This window comes from Streptomyces sp. NPDC104381 (assembly GCF_055583745.1).
The window spans coordinates 1-15,562 of sequence record NZ_JBVJNK010000008.1 but is presented as its reverse complement, the minus strand read 5'-3'; the positions used below and the strand labels follow the sequence as shown (position 1 = coordinate 15,562).

Annotated in this window: 13 protein-coding genes; 7 read left to right on the top strand and 6 right to left on the bottom strand. The window is 71.7% G+C overall.

What is annotated here, in order from left to right:
* Nucleotides 1-5 precede the first annotated feature (5 nt).
* Nucleotides 6-530, bottom strand: coding sequence for a hypothetical protein (locus tag ACZ607_RS26760; protein WP_469738586.1), 525 nt, complete (start codon nucleotides 528-530; stop codon nucleotides 6-8).
* A 507-nt stretch (nucleotides 531-1,037) separates the two neighbouring features.
* Here ACZ607_RS26760 and ACZ607_RS26755 point away from each other — a divergent pair.
* Genes ACZ607_RS26755 through ACZ607_RS26740 form a run of 4 tightly spaced genes read left to right on the top strand, consistent with a single transcriptional unit; the run spans nucleotide 1,038 to nucleotide 5,309 of the window.
* Nucleotides 1,038-3,836, top strand: a complete 2,799-nt coding sequence (locus tag ACZ607_RS26755; RefSeq protein ID WP_469738584.1) for a nitrate- and nitrite sensing domain-containing protein — start codon at nucleotides 1,038-1,040, stop codon at nucleotides 3,834-3,836.
* A complete protein-coding gene (locus ACZ607_RS26750) occupies nucleotides 3,833-4,276 on the top strand; it encodes a roadblock/LC7 domain-containing protein (RefSeq protein WP_124279812.1) in 444 nt (147 codons plus the stop codon). Before ACZ607_RS26755 ends, ACZ607_RS26750 begins: the two co-directional genes overlap by 4 nt.
* Nucleotides 4,277-4,285: 9 nt before the next feature.
* Nucleotides 4,286-4,723 (top strand): DUF742 domain-containing protein, encoded by a 438-nt coding sequence (locus ACZ607_RS26745; RefSeq protein WP_099176973.1) that lies wholly within the window; start codon nucleotides 4,286-4,288, stop codon nucleotides 4,721-4,723.
* Complete coding sequence (locus tag ACZ607_RS26740) at nucleotides 4,704-5,309, top strand: GTP-binding protein (RefSeq protein WP_099176974.1); 606 nt, start codon at nucleotides 4,704-4,706, stop codon at nucleotides 5,307-5,309. Before ACZ607_RS26745 ends, ACZ607_RS26740 begins: the two co-directional genes overlap by 20 nt.
* A gap of 124 nt (nucleotides 5,310-5,433) precedes the next feature.
* Here the strand turns inward: ACZ607_RS26740 and ACZ607_RS26735 are convergent, their stop codons facing one another.
* Nucleotides 5,434-5,787: an Mpo1-like protein gene (locus tag ACZ607_RS26735; RefSeq protein WP_469738581.1), complete on the bottom strand. Its 354-nt coding sequence runs from the start codon at nucleotides 5,785-5,787 to the stop codon at nucleotides 5,434-5,436.
* A gap of 161 nt (nucleotides 5,788-5,948) precedes the next feature.
* On the bottom strand, nucleotides 5,949-6,755 hold the full coding sequence (locus tag ACZ607_RS26730) for a M15 family metallopeptidase (RefSeq protein WP_469738579.1): 807 nt from the start codon (nucleotides 6,753-6,755) through the stop codon (nucleotides 5,949-5,951).
* A gap of 61 nt (nucleotides 6,756-6,816) precedes the next feature.
* Here ACZ607_RS26730 and ACZ607_RS26725 point away from each other — a divergent pair, with 61 nt between their 5' ends.
* Nucleotides 6,817-7,314, top strand: coding sequence for an NUDIX domain-containing protein (locus ACZ607_RS26725; protein ID WP_469738577.1), 498 nt, complete (start codon nucleotides 6,817-6,819; stop codon nucleotides 7,312-7,314).
* Here ACZ607_RS26725 and ACZ607_RS26720 read toward each other — a convergent pair.
* Nucleotides 7,305-9,668, bottom strand: coding sequence for a glycoside hydrolase family 31 protein (locus tag ACZ607_RS26720; RefSeq protein ID WP_469738575.1), 2,364 nt, complete (start codon nucleotides 9,666-9,668; stop codon nucleotides 7,305-7,307). The genes ACZ607_RS26725 and ACZ607_RS26720 overlap by 10 nt on opposite strands.
* Before the next feature lie 222 nt (nucleotides 9,669-9,890).
* On the opposite strand from ACZ607_RS26720, the gene ACZ607_RS26715 reads away from it, so the two are divergent.
* Together ACZ607_RS26715 and ACZ607_RS26710 are read left to right on the top strand one after the other, a co-directional pair.
* Entirely contained in the window at nucleotides 9,891-11,867 is a 1,977-nt protein-coding gene (locus ACZ607_RS26715; protein WP_469738573.1) for an acetoacetate--CoA ligase, read from the top strand.
* 79 nt (nucleotides 11,868-11,946) lie between these two features.
* Nucleotides 11,947-12,861, top strand: coding sequence for a hypothetical protein (locus ACZ607_RS26710; protein ID WP_469738571.1), 915 nt, complete (start codon nucleotides 11,947-11,949; stop codon nucleotides 12,859-12,861).
* Nucleotides 12,862-12,945: 84 nt separating this feature from the next.
* Here the strand turns inward: ACZ607_RS26710 and ptsP are convergent, their stop codons facing one another.
* Both ptsP and ACZ607_RS26700 read right to left on the bottom strand, forming a co-directional pair.
* On the bottom strand, nucleotides 12,946-14,616 hold the full coding sequence (gene ptsP / locus ACZ607_RS26705; RefSeq protein ID WP_443291279.1) for a phosphoenolpyruvate--protein phosphotransferase: 1,671 nt from the start codon (nucleotides 14,614-14,616) through the stop codon (nucleotides 12,946-12,948).
* Nucleotides 14,617-14,693: 77 nt separating this feature from the next.
* Nucleotides 14,694-15,143, bottom strand: coding sequence for a PTS sugar transporter subunit IIA (locus ACZ607_RS26700; protein ID WP_469738569.1), 450 nt, complete (start codon nucleotides 15,141-15,143; stop codon nucleotides 14,694-14,696).
* Between the last annotated feature and the right edge of the window lie 419 nt (nucleotides 15,144-15,562).

The following is a 15,562-nucleotide window of genomic DNA, read 5'->3' as shown; positions in this document are numbered from 1 at the left end:
GGCGGTCAGGCCCGGGAGAGGCCGCCTTCGCCCCGGCGGCGTATCCGGGATTCCCCGCGCTCCCGGGACCGCGCGGCGCGCCTGGCCGTCCGGCGCTCCCGGCGCATGTGGCGCGCCGTGCTGCTGGGGACGGACACCACGCCGTTGCGCTGGTTCCACACCTGCCGGGTCACCCAGACGTCCAGCACCGACCAGGTCGCCACCACCGTGCCCGCCACACTGCTCAGCACCATCGGGAAGGCGAGCCAGGACCCGGCCAGCGTGCACAGGAAGGCCACCACGGCCTGAATGATGGTCAGCGACATGATGAGGACGGCCCGCACGGCGGCCGTCCGTACGGGATCCGGCATCCGGCGCCGTATCGCGGGTTCCTCGACCCACAGCTGCCGGGGGATCCGGGCGCCGGCAGCCGTGGCCGGTGCCGCGCCCGACCCCGGGGCGCCTGCCCCCGCGTGGCCGGCCGGTGACGTGGCTGCCGGTGACCCGCCGGCCGGTGATGCCGCCGCACCCCGGCGCTCCTCCGTGTCCAAGACCTTCAACTCCCCACCACAGTCCGACTCAAGGGTGGCTGCCCGGCTCCCGCCCCGTCTACGCGGGCGGAACCGCTTGCCTGTCGCACGTACCCCCGTGGAGTTCTTCTGCCCCGTACGTGTGGACGAACGCCGGATCGTGAAGATTCCCGCCGGAGGCCGCACCCGGCCCCGAAAGGTCACGGAACGAAGAATTCCAGCCAACTGCCGTGTGTGGATACACCGGGTTCGGCCAGGGTTTCTCTGTCGCTTTCGCGAATTTCCTCTCAGGGAATACCAGGACAACTGGTGAGCAACGCGAGGAAGAGTGGCCTGTAATCGTCCGGACACGTCTTCGAGTTACCGGTAGGTCAGTAGTAGGCTCACGCCGTTTGTTGACGGAACACCGGCCGACGCTCGACGAGCTGCGGCAGCGACACCCGAACGACCGGTAGGACCCGGGCGACCGGAACAACCGGGACCGACACGACACCACCCCCGCGGTGCGGGGCCGAGCTGGGGGAGGCCATGCGCTTTCGCGGGAAGTCCATCCGCAGGAAGATCGTGGCGTTGCTCCTGGTGCCGCTCGCCTCCCTCACCGGACTCTGGGTCTTCGCCACCTACGTCACCGGCCGCGAGGCCGGTGAACTGATGGGCGCGAGCGCCATCGTGGAGCAGGTCGGCCACCCGCTCGAGGACACCATCCGCGCCGTCCAGGGCGAACGCCGCCAGACACTCGTCTTCCTCGCCGACCCCCGGGCCTCGGACGCCCTGCCCCTGCTGCGCCGCCAACGCGCCCGGACCGACCAGGTCGTGGCCGAGGTCAGGCAGAGCGCGCGGAGCAAGGACATCCGCGACAAGCTGAGCCCCGAGTCCGAGGCCCAGCTCGACTCGATCCTCAGCGAGGTCGACGGCCTGGACGCGCTGCGCGGATCCGTCGAGAAGCGCACCATCGACCGGACCAGGGCCCTCGACTTCTACAACGGCCTCGTCGACCCCTGCTACCGCTTCCTGAACGGTCTCCACACGATGGAGAACGTGTCCATGGACAAGCAGGTCCGCGCCCTGGTCGGCATCTCCCGGGCCCGCGAGATGCTCTCGCGCGAGGACGCCCTGATCGTGTCGGGCCTCATCGCCGGCCGCCTCGGCGCCCCCGAGCTGCGCGCCGTCTCCGACCTCGCCGCCAGCCGCTCGCTCCTGTACGACGTCAACCTCGAACTCCTGCCCGCGAGCGAACGCGGGCGCATGGAGCAGTACTGGCGCAGCCCCGACACCGAGCCGCTGCGCACCGCCGAGCAGAAGCTCATCGCCACCGGCCCGATCACCGAGGCCGGCGCCATCGACTCCGAGCGCTGGGAGGAGGTGGCACCGCCCGTCCTGGAGCACCTGGCCAACGACGGCACCGAGATGTCCAACCGCTTCCAGGACCGCGCGGAACCCGCCGGATTCCGGGTCCTGATCCAGGCCGGTGTCGCCGGGGTCCTGGGCTTCGTCGCCCTGCTCGTCTCCGTCTTCGTCTCCGTACGGGTGGGACGCGAACTCGTCCGCGATCTCTCCCGGCTCCGCAAGGACGCGCACGAGGTGTCCGGCGTCCGGCTGCCCAGCGTGATGCGGCGGCTGGCCGCCGGCGAGCAGGTCGACGTGGAGACCGAAGCCCCGCACCTCAGTTACGAGCGGGACGAGATCGGCCAGGTCGGACAGGCACTCAACACCCTCCAGCGGGCCGCCGTCGAGGCCGCCGTCAAGCAGGCGGACATGCGCCGGGGCGTGTCCGAGGTCTTCGTCAACCTCGCACGCCGCAACCAGGTGCTCCTGCACCGGCAGCTGACCCTCCTGGACGCGATGGAGCGGCGTACCGAGAACAGCGACGAGCTCGCCGACCTCTTCCGCCTCGACCACCTGACGACCCGTATGCGCCGTCACGCCGAAGGCCTCGTGATCCTCTCCGGGGCGGCCCCGTCCCGGCAGTGGCGCAAGCCGATCCAGCTCATGGACGTGGTACGGGCGGCCGTCGCCGAGGTGGAGGACTACGAGCGGATCGAGGTCCGCCGGCTGCCCCGCATCGGCGTGGGCGGCCCGGCCGTCGCCGACCTCACCCACCTGATCGCGGAACTGCTGGAGAACGCCACGGTGTTCTCGCCCCCGCACACCGCGGTGCAGGTCCACGGCGAACGTGTGGCCAACGGCTTCACCCTGGAGATCCACGACCGCGGCCTCGGCATGGCGCCGGAGATCCTCCTGGACGCCAACCTGAGGCTCGCCGAGACACCCGACTTCGAGCTCTCCGACACCGACCGGCTCGGCCTGTTCGTCGTCAGCCGGCTCGCCCAGCGCCAGAACGTCAGGGTGTCGCTCCAGACCTCTCCGTACGGGGGGACGACCGCGGTCGTCTTCATCCCGGCGCAGCTCCTCACCGACGCCCCCGACACGCACGGCACCGGCTTCCGCCTCGACCGCCGGGCCGAGAAGGCCATCGGCAGCGGGCGGCCCGGCAGCGGCGTACCCGGCAGCGACAAGGCCCGCAGGGACGGGGTGGCCGACGCGGACATCCCGGGCAGGCCGTCCGGGCTCTCCCCGGTGCCCACGGGCCTCACCGACCCGTCCGTCCTCGACGGCCCCGTCGAGCTCGAAGGCCCGGTCGGCACACTCGGGTTCACCGACCCGGCCCGCGACCGGGAGCTCGACCCGGCGCTCGGCCCCGTCCTCGACGGCGTGTCCGACCTCGAGGACACCGAGAGCGAGCGGGGCGGCATCTTCCGGGCCCGCGACCTGCGCAGGGAAGCCGACCGGGAACAGCACCAGCAGGCGTTCGACGCGACGGACGGCCGCTCGGCCGACGTCCGGCCGATGCGGCCCGTGGGCCCCGTCCCGCTGCCGCGCCGCAAGTCACCGACCCTCGTCACCGGCCAGGGCCGCCGCATCGGCGACGGCGGCCGCTCCCACCCCGGTACGGCCGACGGTCCCCAAGCCCCGGGGTCCGGGACCGGGTCCGTCGACGCCGGGCCCGGCGCCTCCCCGGCCGACGAGACCCCGCCGCGGCTCAGGCCGGCGCCCCGGCCGTCCGCGCCGGACACCATCGGCGGCCTCCCGCGCAGGGTCCGCCAGGCGAACCTCGCCCCACAGCTCCGGGAGGACTCCGCAGCGCGGACTTCCGGCCACGCCCCCGCGGACACCGACGACGACCTCGAACGTGACGCGGACGAAGTACGCAACCGCATGGCTTCGCTTCAACGCGGCTGGCAGCGCGGCCGTCGGCAGAACGCCGAGGACGTGACCGGCCCCGGCGATACAGCACCAGGAACGACTCCGGGAGGGGACGGTCGATGACCGCACCGAACGCCGCAGCACACAACGCCTCACGCCAGGGCTCCGGCGAGCTCAACTGGCTCCTCGACGAACTGGTCGAGCGTGTCGCGAGCATCCGCAAGGCGCTGGTGCTCTCCAGCGACGGCCTCGCCACCGGCACGTCCCAGGACCTGACCCGGGAGGACAGCGAGCACCTGGCGGCCGTCGCCTCCGGGTTCCACAGCCTCGCCAAGGGCGTCGGCCGTCACTTCGACGCCGGCCGCGTCCGGCAGACCGTGGTCGAGCTCGACGAGGCCTTCCTCTTCGTCACGGCGGCCGGGGACGGCAGCTGTCTCGCCGTCCTGGCCGACTCGGACTCGGACGTGGGGCAGGTGGCGTACGAGATGACGCTCATGGTCAAGCGCGTGGGGGCGCACCTGGCCAACGCCCCCCGGACCACCGGTCTGCCCGCCGGAGGGTGAGGCGGGGGGATGAGCGCTGACTCCTTCCGGGACACCGCGCCCGGATCACCGCCCGCTTCCGGCGAAGCGGGTTCCTCGCGCTGGTACGACGCCGAAGCGGGCCCGGTGGTCCGGCCCTACGCGATGACCCGGGGGCGTACCAGCAGCGCGTCCCGTCATCGTCTCGACCTGATCGCGATCGTCATCCCCGAACCGGCGGCCGACGATCCCGGCCGGGACCAGACGCTCTCCCCGGAACACGTGGAGATCGTCGAACTGTGCAGCGACATGCCCCAGTCGATCGCCGAGCTCGCCTCCGGACTCGACCTCCCCGTCGGGGTGGTCCGGGTCCTGGTCGGTGACCTCGTCGAGGACGAGCTGGTGCACGTCACCCGTCCTGTTCCGCCGGCCGAGCTGCCGGACGAGAGCATTCTTCGCGAGGTGATCAATGGCCTTCGGGCGCTCTAGCCGCAGGAAGCGGCCCGTCGAGCCCGTCACCCTGAAAATCCTGGTCGCGGGCGGCTTCGGCGTGGGCAAGACGACCCTGGTGGGCGCGGTCAGCGAGATCAGACCGCTGCGCACGGAGGAGAGGCTGAGCGAGGCCGGCCGGCCCGTCGACGACGTGGCGGGGGTGGAGGGCAAGAGCACCACCACGGTGGCCATGGACTTCGGCCGGATCACCCTGCGCGAGGACCTGGTCCTCTATCTGTTCGGGACGCCCGGGCAGGACCGTTTCTGGTTCCTCTGGGACGAGCTGGCCCAGGGCGCCCTGGGCGCGGTGGTCCTGGCCGACACCCGGAGGCTGGAGGACTGTTTCGCGGCGGTCGACTACTTCGAGCGCCGGGCGATCCCGTTCACGGTCGCCGTCAACCTCTTCGAGGGCGCGGAGCAGTTCCCCACCGAGACGGTCCGGGCGGCACTCGACCTCGACCCCGAGGTGCCCGTGCTGCTCTGCGACGCGCGCGACCGGGCGTCCGTACGGGATGTGCTCGTCGCGGTCGTGGAGCACGCCATGGTGCGTGCCGACCGGCTCAGGGAACCCGCCACGACGTGACGGCGGGCCGCCGCACGTGACGCGGCCCGTACCCCCGCCGACCGGGGTACGGACCGCGCGTACGGTGTGTGGGGGGACGTCAGTCTTCACCCGGGGTGACGGCTCGTCAACCCTGTGCGCGCGCTCAGGCCCGCGGGTTCTCGGCGAGCCACTCCGCCGCCGTCCGCGCCAGCTCGGCGTCGCGGCCGGCGAGCATCATCCGGATCATCTGCGCGTCACCGCGCAGCGACCACGCGGGGTGCCCGAACGTCGCCGGGTTGTTCCCCTCGATGAGGAAGTGCGCGGGCCACGCGGTCCCGTAACCGATGAGGGGCAGCGCCAGCGCGTAGCGCCTGCGGCCGCGCGCCAGACCGTACGCCGAGACCGCGAGGCCGGTCAGTGTCCCGGTCAGATGGACCCATCGCGTGGCCGCCCTGGAGTGCATGGCGACGTAGTAGGGCCAGAACTCTTCGTACGAATCGAACGTCTGCTGTGGCATGAAGGCACCGTAATCGCTCGGCCGGCAACCGGACACGGCAGTTCCGCGTCCGATAAGGAGAACGGGCGGCCGGAGCCCACGGGGGTGGTCCTGGTCGCCCGTTCGTCCTCGCTCTCCGCCCGTTCTCCGCCCGGGTCGTCCTCGACCCGGTGCCCGGTGCCTCAGTGCCCCGCCACGGAGCGCCTGGCCACCGGGAAGTCGAAGTACGTGTCCGGGAAGAGCTCGGGCTTGTACGTGAAGTGCCACCACTCCTCGGCCAGATTCACGAAGCCCAGGCCCGTCAGCGTCTCCTTGAGGAACTGCCGGTTGGCGCGCTGCGCCCCCCGCACCCGCGGGTCGTCCGTGTGCGACAGGGTGTCGAAGCAGTCGAACCCCGTCCCCATGTCCACCGAGTTGTCGGGGAAGCGCTCGGCCTTGGGCCCGTAGCACGGAGCGAGCTTCTCGCCGGGCACGTACGGCCTGGTCGGCAGCGCCGGCAGCTTCACCAGGGTGAGATCCACCGTGCTGCCCCGGCTGTGACCGGATTTCTCCGCGATGTAACCGTCCTCGAACAGACGCGTCTTGTCCACCGACGGATAGAACTCCGCCTTCATGGCCTGGTCGTCGAGATCCTCCGCCCAGCGGACGAAGTGGTCCACGGCACGCTGCGGCCGGTAGCAGTCGTACACCTTGAGCGAGTACCCCTGCCGCAGGAGACTCCGCTGGGCGGTGCGCAGCGCGCGGGCGGCGGGACGGGTCAGGATGCAGACGGGCTGCCGGTAGCCGTCCACCGGCTCTCCCATGAAGTTGTGCGCGGTGGGGTAGCGCATCTCCGTGATGATCGTCGGATCGACGGAGCGGAGGTCGACGAACTCCGGGGGAGCCTTCGGGTCGGGGCGGGCCGCCGCCACGGGGGCGGCAGCGGTCACGGCGAGCAGAGCGGCGCCCGCGGCGGCCAGGGCACGGAGAAGACGAACAGTTCCTGTCATGGGCACACCGTCTATCAGCTCCGGGGCCGCAGGAGAAGAGCCATCGGATACAGTCCCGCCCGTGAAGGACTCCCACTGCGGCAACTGCGGGGCCCCGTACGCCACCGACGCCTGGCCCCGCACCTGCACGGCCTGCGGTCACACCGCCTACCGCAACCCGCTGCCCGTAGCCGTCGCCCTGCTGCCCGTTACCGGACCGCACACCACCGGCCTCGTGGTCATCACCCGCACCATCGACCCGCAACGGGGCGGTATCGCGCTGCCCGGCGGCTACATCGACCAGGACGAGGACTGGCGCCACGCCGTCGTACGCGAACTGCGCGAGGAGACCGGCATCCCTGCCGACGGGACGGACGTACGCCTCGCCGACGCCCTGAGCTCCCCGGACGGCCACCTCCTGCTCTTCGGCCTGCTCCCGCCACGTCCCGCCGGGGAACTCCCGCCCTCCGCACCCACGGACGAGACCTCCGGGTACGCCGTCCTGCGCACCCCGGAGACGCTCGCCTTCCCCCTGCACACCCAGGCCGTCCGCTCCTGGTTCGACGGCGCCTACGGCTGAGCCGGCAGCCCCCGCACCCGGACCGGATACGGCACCAGCTCCTCCTCCCCGTCCCGCTCGACCACCACCCGGCCCCCGGCGACACGCGACGTGTAGCGCTCCACCTCCGCACGCTCCCACCCGTCACCCACGTCCCGTACGACCAGGCCGCCGCCGGAACGCCCCGGAGACGGAGCCCACACCTCCAGTTCGAGACCCCCCTCAGCACCCCGCACCGGAATCACCGCACCCGCCCGCGCCAGCACCGGAATCCGTGACAGCGGCGCGTCCACCACCACCTGCCCCGGCCCCTCGTACGCCCGCCCGGTCGCCGTGTCGTACCACCGCCCGCGCGGCAGCCGCACCGCCCGGCGCCCCGCCCCCTCCTCCAGCACCGGCGCGACCAGCAGCGCGTCACCCAGCAGGAACGCGTCCTCGCAGTCCCGCAGCGCACGGTCCCCCGGCGCACCCCACCACACCGGCCGCACATACGGCGCACCGGTCAGCCGCGCCAGCTGCGCCAGCGTCACGAAGTACGGAAGCAGCCGCTCCCGTTCCTCCAGCGCCCGCCCCGCGTGCGCGAGAACCTCGGGACCGAACTCCCACGGCTCCCGCCGCCCCGCGTCGACGGCCGCATGGGTACGGAACAACGGCAGGTACGAGCCCAGCTGGAACCAGCGCAGATACAGCTCGGGCGACGGCGACCCGTCGAAACCCCCGACATCCGGCCCCGAGTACGGCACCCCGCAGAGCCCGAGCCCCAGCACCAGCGCCAGCGAGGCCCGCAGCCCCGGCCACCCCGTGGCCACGTCACCGGACCAGGTGCCGCCGTACCGCTGCATCCCCGCCCAGCCCGAACGCGAGAACAGGAACGGCCGCTCCTCGGGACGCAGCCGGCACAGCGCCTCGTACCCCGCCCGCGCCATCGTGAGCGCGTACACGTTGTGGGCCTCCCGGTGGTCCCCGCCCCGGCCCTCCAGCGAATGCCGGGACGAACGCGGCAACGACGGATCCCCGAACGCCGAGAACGACACCGGCTCGTTCATGTCGTGCCACACCCCGGAGAACCCCTGGCCGAGCCGCTCCTCGTACAGCCCACCCCACCACGCGCGCACCAGCGGATCGGTGAAGTCCGGATAGACGCACGCACCCGGCCACACCTCACCCAGCACCGGAACGCCCTGCGGATCCCGGACGAACGCGCCGTCCGTACCGACCTCCATGCCGCTGTCGAACACCGCGTTGCCCACCGACGCCTTGACCGCCGGATCGACGATCGACACCAGCCGGACGCCGTCCTCGCGCAGCTCCTTCGCCAGCCCGGGGAGATCGGGGAACCGCTCCCGGTCGACCGTGAACACCTGGTGCGCGTCGTAGTGGTCGATGTCCAGATGCAGCACCGACAGCGGCAGCCCCCGCTCCCGGTAGCCCGCCGCGATCCGCCGCACCTCCTGCTCGCCGCCGAAACCCCAGCGCGCGTGCTGCGGACCCAGCGCCCACGACGGCGGCAGCGCGGGCGCCCCCGTCAGCTCCGTCCAGCCCCGCAGCACCCTGGCCGGCGTCCCCACCATCACCCAGCAGCGCAGCGGGCCCCCCTCCATCCGCACCTCGCACGCGCCCGGCCGGTCGTGCCCCGACCCCTCGCCCTCCTCGCCCTCCCGCAGAGTCACCCGCCCCGCCCAGGAGTTGTCGTGGAACGCCAGATGGGTCCCCGCGTCCGAGACCACCATCTGCACCGGCATCGTCAGATACAGCGGATCGTCCCCCGGACCGAAACGGCCGCCGGGATCGGTGTTCCACAGCCGGTACGTGCCCTCCCGCAGCCTGGGCCCGGAGGCACGCCCGCCCAGCCCGAAGAAACGGGCGTCGGCCGGCACCTCGGACCGCTGCACCCACCGCGCCGGACCGCCCGCCACCGGCTCCCACCAGCGCGGCGGCAACTCCCGGCGCAGCACCACACCCCCCGGCGTACGCAACTCCAGCGCCCCGTGCCGCGACACGGCGACCGTCAGCCGCTCCGACACCACCTGCCAGCCGCCGTCCTTGTCCGGCTCCAGCCGCGCCCGCGTATCGGCCTCCGGCCCGTCTCCCGGCAGCGCGTACGACGGCAACGGCCCGGCGTCGTCCCACGACCAGAACACCGCACCGCCCACCGCCACCCGGACCCGCAGCCGCGAACGCGCGAACCGCACCACCCCACCGCCGGGCCCCGGCTCCGCACCGATCAGAAGCCCGGGCACCCGTGCCCGCTCCGCACCGCGCGGTGCCAGTGCCCGCGCATCCGCCCGCCGGCGCCGCCAGGCCGAGCGCACCGAGCGCATCCCCTGCACGGAGCCGACCATTCTCATCGAACGCACCAGGTCACGACCATCCATGCGGGCCACCCTGCCATCCGTCCGGACGGATGCGTGCTCCGTTCAGCTTCCGTTCACCTGTGGCTTCACCACACAGCCGGACACGCGGCCATGGCAGGGCAACCCTGGTGCACACGACGATCACATGGCATCGTCCGTAACAGCCGTTCACGCGCACACCCCAGCCCGTGCGCGTGCGAGCACGCAGACCCCGCGTACACCCCGAAAGGCCAGGGAGCCTCCATGACCTCACCAGCCGGCGAAGCCCCCCTCTGGCAGCCCCAGCCCGAGCGCGTCGAGACAGCGGCCGTCACGCGTTTCCAGCGATGGGCGGCCGGGCGCCACGGAGCACCCGCCGACGGCGGTTACGCGGCACTGCACCGCTGGTCCGTCGACGAACTGGACACCTTCTGGCAGGCCGTCGCCGAATGGTTCGACGTCCGCTTCTCCACGCCGTACGAGGCCGTCATCGGCGACCGCACCATGCCCGGCGCCCAGTGGTTCCCCGGCGCCACCCTCAACTACGCCGAGCACGCCCTGCGCACGGCCGACGACCCGCTCCGCGCGGACGCCCCCGCCCTGCTGTACGTCGACGAGACCCACACCCAGGTCGCCGTCAGCTGGTCCGAACTCCGGCGCCAGACCGGCGCACTGGCCGCCGAGCTGCGCGCGCTCGGCGTCACCCCCGGCGACCGGGTCAGCGGATACCTCCCCAACATCCCCCAGGCGGTCGTCGCGTTCCTCGCCACCGCCGCCGTCGGCGCGGTGTGGACCTCCTGCGCCCCCGACTTCGGCGCCCGCAGCGTCCTGGACCGCTTCCAGCAGGTCGAACCCGTCGTCCTGTTCACCGTCGACGGCTACCGCTACGGCGGCAAGGAACACGACCGCACCGGCACCGTGGCCGAACTCCGCCGTGAACTCCCCACCCTGCGCGCGGTCGTCCACATCCCGCTCCTCGGCACGGACGCGCCCGAAGGCGCCCTCGAATGGTCCGCGCTCACCGCGTCCGACGCCGAACCGGTCTTCGAGCAGGTCCCCTTCGAGCACCCGCTGTGGGTGCTGTACTCCTCCGGCACGACCGGCCTTCCCAAGGCGATCGTCCAGTCCCAGGGCGGAATCCTCCTCGAACACTTCAAGCAGCTCGGGCTGCACTGCGACCTCGGCCCCGACGACCGGTTCTTCTGGTACACCTCCACCGGCTGGATGATGTGGAACTTCCTCGTCTCCGGCCTGCTCACCGGCACCACCGTCGTGCTCTACGACGGCAGCCCCGGCCACCCGGACGTCCAGGCCCAGTGGCGCGTCGCCGAACAGACCGGCGCGACCCTCTTCGGGACCTCGGCCGCCTACGTCATGGCCTGCCGGAAGGCGGACGTCCACCCGGGCCGCGACCACGACCTCAGCCGCGTCCAGTGCGTCGCCACCACCGGCTCCCCGCTCCCGCCCGACGGCTTCCGCTGGCTGCACGACGAGGTGGCCGAGGACCTGTGGATCGCCTCCGTCAGCGGCGGCACCGACGTCTGCAGCTGCTTCGCGGGCGCGGTCCCCACCCTGCCGGTCCACATCGGCGAACTCCAGGCCCCCTGTCTCGGCACCGACCTCCAGTCCTGGGACCCCTCGGGCAAGCCGCTCATCGGTGAGGTCGGCGAGCTCGTGGTGACCGCCCCCATGCCCTCCATGCCGGTCCGCTTCTGGAACGACCCCGACGGCCGCCGCTACCACGACAGCTACTTCGACATGTACCCGGGCGTCTGGCGCCACGGGGACTGGATCACCCTCACCGACCGCGGCTCGGTCATCATCCACGGCCGTTCCGACTCCACCCTCAACAGGCAGGGCGTCCGGATGGGGTCGGCCGACATCTACGAGGCGGTCGAGAGGCTCCCCGAGATCCGCGAATCCCTCGTCATCGGCCTCGAAGAGCCGGACGGCGGCTACTGGATGCCCCTGTTCGTCCACCTCGCCGAGGGCGCCACGCTCGACGACGACCTGCGCGACAGCATCAAGCGGACCATCCGCGAGAACCTCTCCCCTCGCCATGTACCGGACGAGGTCATCGAGGTCCCCGGCATTCCGCACACCCTGACCGGCAAGCGCATCGAGGTTCCGGTCAAGCGGCTCCTCCAGGGCACAGCCCTTTCCAAGGCGGTCAACGCGGGCTCCATCGACAACCTGGAACTCCTCCGCTTCTACGAGGAACTCGCCCGCACACGCCGCTGAACCGACCACCGGACAGGCCGTTGTCAGTCCCCCTGATTACGCTGAGTGAGCATCGAACGACAGGGCACAGGGGGACACAATGGCGCACATCAAGCAGACCGGACACAGCCGGCGGCGCGCCGGAACATCCATGCGACGCGCACTGCGCCGCGAAGCACCCAGCACCGTCGGCCTCCTGGTCGACGCCGAGGACTTCGCGGCCATGCGCCACTACCGCACCTTCACCTTCGAGGACCACACGGTCTACCTCCAGCAGGTCGAAGGCCTGCTGCGGACACTCGCCGCCCAGGGCATGCACACCACCGTCGCCCTCTTCGACCCCGAGGACTACGCGGAGTTCTGTGCCGAGTCCGGCCTGGAACCCGACGAACGCACGAGCCGCAGCCGGTTCACCGCCGAGATCGCCGCAGCCGGCGCCACCGTCGCGTACACCGGGCAACCCATCGACACACTGATCCCGCTGCTCGTCTCACGAGCGGTCAGGCGGGCCACGTGGGAGTACGCCACGATGCTGCTGGCGGGCCTCGGCGACTGCGCGGACTGCGGCCAGGACATCGGGAGGGCCGCCTTCGACCGGGCCTCCCACCTGCTGATGCGTCTGCTGGACACGGCGGGCCCGGGCACCCACCACCTCGTCTGCAGCACACCCACGGAGAACGAACAGCTCCTCGCCGTCCTCCACACCGCCCGGGACATGGACGGCCCGGCCCGCCTCGCGTCGTCGGAAGGCGCGGAGTTCGCCACCGTGCTCGCCGTGGGGGTCGCGCTCGAGACCCAGGGAGGCGTCGTCCTGCGCACCACCGCCCCGGACACCCCAGACCGGGTGCACGGCTGGCGTCTGCACCGGGGCGCTCTCCTCCCGCTCACGGCCGGAGAGGTCTTCAGCGCCTACTGCACCGACGCCGACACGGGTGAACCCGTCTCGCCGGAATCAGGCGTGGAGTACTGCGCGGGATTCGACATCGGCGCCGACGAACCGGAGGCCCACCGCTGACCCACACGGCAGAGGGGGTCCCCACCGAACCGGCGGGAACCCCCTCTCTCATCTCTCACCACCGACCGCTCGTGGCGTACGACGTCACTCGCCCGACAGCACCGCCTGCGCGGCGAGCCGCGCCTCGTCGGCGGAGTCCGCGGCACGCGCGGCGGAGGCGGCGCGCTCGCACTGCGCCAGCGTGTGCTTCGCGAGCGTCGCCCGCACGTAGGGAATGGACGCCGCACCCATCGACAGGGAGGTGACACCCAGACCGGTCAGCACACAGGCCAGCAGCGGATCCGAAGCGGCCTCACCACAGACACCGCAGCTCTTGCCCTCGGCCCTGGCGGCCTCGGCCGAGAGGGCGACGAGGTCGAGCAGCGCGGGCTGCCACGGGTCCTGGAGCCGCGACACGGCCCCCACCTGACGGTCGGCCGCGAAGGTGTACTGCGCCAGGTCGTTGGTACCCAGCGACAGGAACTCCACCTCCTGCAGGATCGAGCGGGCCCTGAGCGCGGCGGACGGAATCTCCACCATCGCCCCGAACTTCGCCTGCAGCCCCGCCTCACGGCAGGCGTCGGCGAACGCCTTCGCGTCGGCGCGGTCGGCCACCATCGGAGCCATGACCTCGAGGTAGACCGGCAGCCCCTCGGCCGCCCTGGAGAGGGCGGTCAGCTGGGTCCGCAGCACATCGGGGTGGTCCAGCAGGCTGCGCAGACCCCGCACACCCAGCGCCGGGTTCGGCTCGTCGGCCGGGGTCAGGAAGTCCAGCGGCTTGTCGGCACCGGCATCCAGCACCCGCACCACGACACGCCCCTCCGGGAACGCCTCCAGCACCGCGCGGTACGCCGCGATCTGCTTCTCCTCGGACGGCGCCTGCTTGCTGTCGTCCAGGAAGAGGAACTCCGTACGGAACAGCCCCACACCCTCGGCGCCGGCTTCCAGAGCCGCCGGAACGTCGCCGGGGCCGCCGACGTTGGCGAGCAGCGGAACCTTGTGGCCGTCGGAGGTGGCTCCGGGACCGGTCACGGCCGACAGCGCCGCCTTACGAGCGGCGGAGGCGCTCTCCATCTCGGCGCGCTTCTCCTGGCTCGGCTCGACGAAGATCTCACCGGTGCTGCCGTCCACCGCCACGACGGTGCCCTCGGCGATCTCACCCGCCCCGGGGAGAGCCACGACGGCTGGCACGCCGAGCGCCCGCGCGAGGATGGCGCTGTGGCTGGTCGGCCCGCCCTCCTCCGTCACGAAACCGAGCACCAGCGCGGGGTCGAGCAGGGCCGTGTCGGCGGGAGCGAGGTCACGCGCGATCAGCACGTACGGCTCATCGCTGTCGGGAACTCCCGGCATCGGAACACCGAGCAGCCGCGCCACGATCCGGTTCCGTACGTCGTCGAGGTCGGCGACGCGCCCCGCGAGGTACTCCCCGGCATTGGCCAGCAGCGCCCGGTACGCGGCGAACGCGTCGTACACACCACGCTCGGCGGTGCTCCCGACAGCGATACGGCGCTCGACGTCGGCGATCAGCTCGGGGTCCTGCGCCATCATGGCCTGGGCCTCCAGCACGTGCTGTGCTTCGCCCCCCGCCAGATTGCCGCGCGCGATCAGATCGGCCGCCACCGCCTCCACGGCCTGGCGGGCACGCCCCTGCTCGCGCTCGGCCTCGTCCGCGGGAATCTGTTTGGCCGGCGGCTCGAGAACCGCCGTACCCATGTGCCGAACCTCGCCGATCGCCACACCGTGGCTCACACCGACGCCTCGCAGCGTTGTCTCCATTTCACCCGTCTCCGATTGTGCGGTGGCTGTGCCACTGCGGTGGATTTCCCGACTGGCCAGTTACTGCGCCGAGGGTGTCACTGCCAGCCGAAGAGAGTGTCGCCGACCTTCACGTCGCCGTTCTCACGGACCTCGGAGAGGGACTCCGCCGTGGCCTCCAGGGCCACGACCGGGCAGATCGCCGACTTGCCGGCGGCCTCGACGCCCGCCGGGTCCCAGCGGACGATGCCCTGACCGCGGGTCACGGTGTCCCCCTTGTTCACGAGGAGCTCGAAGCCCTCGCCGTTGAGCTGCACGGTGTCGATCCCGAGGTGGGTCAGCACGCCGTGGCCCTGGTCGTCGACGACGACGAAGGCGTGGGGGTGGAGGGAGACGACGATGCCGTCGACCGGGGACACGGCCTCGGACGGCTCACGCACGGGGTCGATCGCGGTACCGGGACCCACCATCGCTCCGGAGAAGACGGGGTCGGGAACTGCGGTGAGCCCGATGACGTGGCCGGCAAGAGGGGACGTCACTGTGGTCATGGAGAGCCTCTCAGAGGTGGGGATCCGTAGGGGCACCGCCACGGCTGATGGAGGGCGGCGTACTGATCAGCAGCGTAAGTCATACGAAGTCCCGGTTCCGCCCGAGAGCTACCGGTTGACAGACCTAGGGGCACACCGCAAACGATTTGCCTCGCCTCACGGCGGCCTGTACTGTCGTACCCCTGCCTGGCCCCCATACGACTTCGAGTCGGGGACCGGCGGCGACTCCCAAGCCCAGACTCTAACTCTTCTGATTGTGCTTCCGCATGCTCGCGGGACCCCGGTCAGAGAGCGGGAAAAGGCCTGATAGAGTCGGACTCGCCGGAAAGGGAAACGCGAAAGCGAAGAACTGGAAAGCGGGGCGGTAATTCAACCGCTTGGCAGGAACCCGCTTCGGCCGGGAATCGGACACGAAAGAG

Coding starts and splice junctions, on each gene's coding strand:
- ACZ607_RS26745 (WP_099176973.1), top strand. CDS start 4,286: ATGAGCGCTGACTCCTTCCGGGACACCGCGCCCGGATCACCGCCCGCT.
- ACZ607_RS26735 (WP_469738581.1), bottom strand. CDS start 5,787: ATGCCACAGCAGACGTTCGATTCGTACGAAGAGTTCTGGCCCTACTAC.
- ACZ607_RS26755 (WP_469738584.1), top strand. CDS start 1,038: ATGCGCTTTCGCGGGAAGTCCATCCGCAGGAAGATCGTGGCGTTGCTC.
- ACZ607_RS26720 (WP_469738575.1), bottom strand. CDS start 9,668: ATGGATGGTCGTGACCTGGTGCGTTCGATGAGAATGGTCGGCTCCGTG.
- ACZ607_RS26750 (WP_124279812.1), top strand. CDS start 3,833: ATGACCGCACCGAACGCCGCAGCACACAACGCCTCACGCCAGGGCTCC.
- ACZ607_RS26715 (WP_469738573.1), top strand. CDS start 9,891: ATGACCTCACCAGCCGGCGAAGCCCCCCTCTGGCAGCCCCAGCCCGAG.
- ACZ607_RS26700 (WP_469738569.1), bottom strand. CDS start 15,143: ATGACCACAGTGACGTCCCCTCTTGCCGGCCACGTCATCGGGCTCACC.
- ACZ607_RS26710 (WP_469738571.1), top strand. CDS start 11,947: ATGGCGCACATCAAGCAGACCGGACACAGCCGGCGGCGCGCCGGAACA.
- ptsP (WP_443291279.1), bottom strand. CDS start 14,616: ATGGAGACAACGCTGCGAGGCGTCGGTGTGAGCCACGGTGTGGCGATC.
- ACZ607_RS26730 (WP_469738579.1), bottom strand. CDS start 6,755: ATGACAGGAACTGTTCGTCTTCTCCGTGCCCTGGCCGCCGCGGGCGCC.
- ACZ607_RS26740 (WP_099176974.1), top strand. CDS start 4,704: ATGGCCTTCGGGCGCTCTAGCCGCAGGAAGCGGCCCGTCGAGCCCGTC.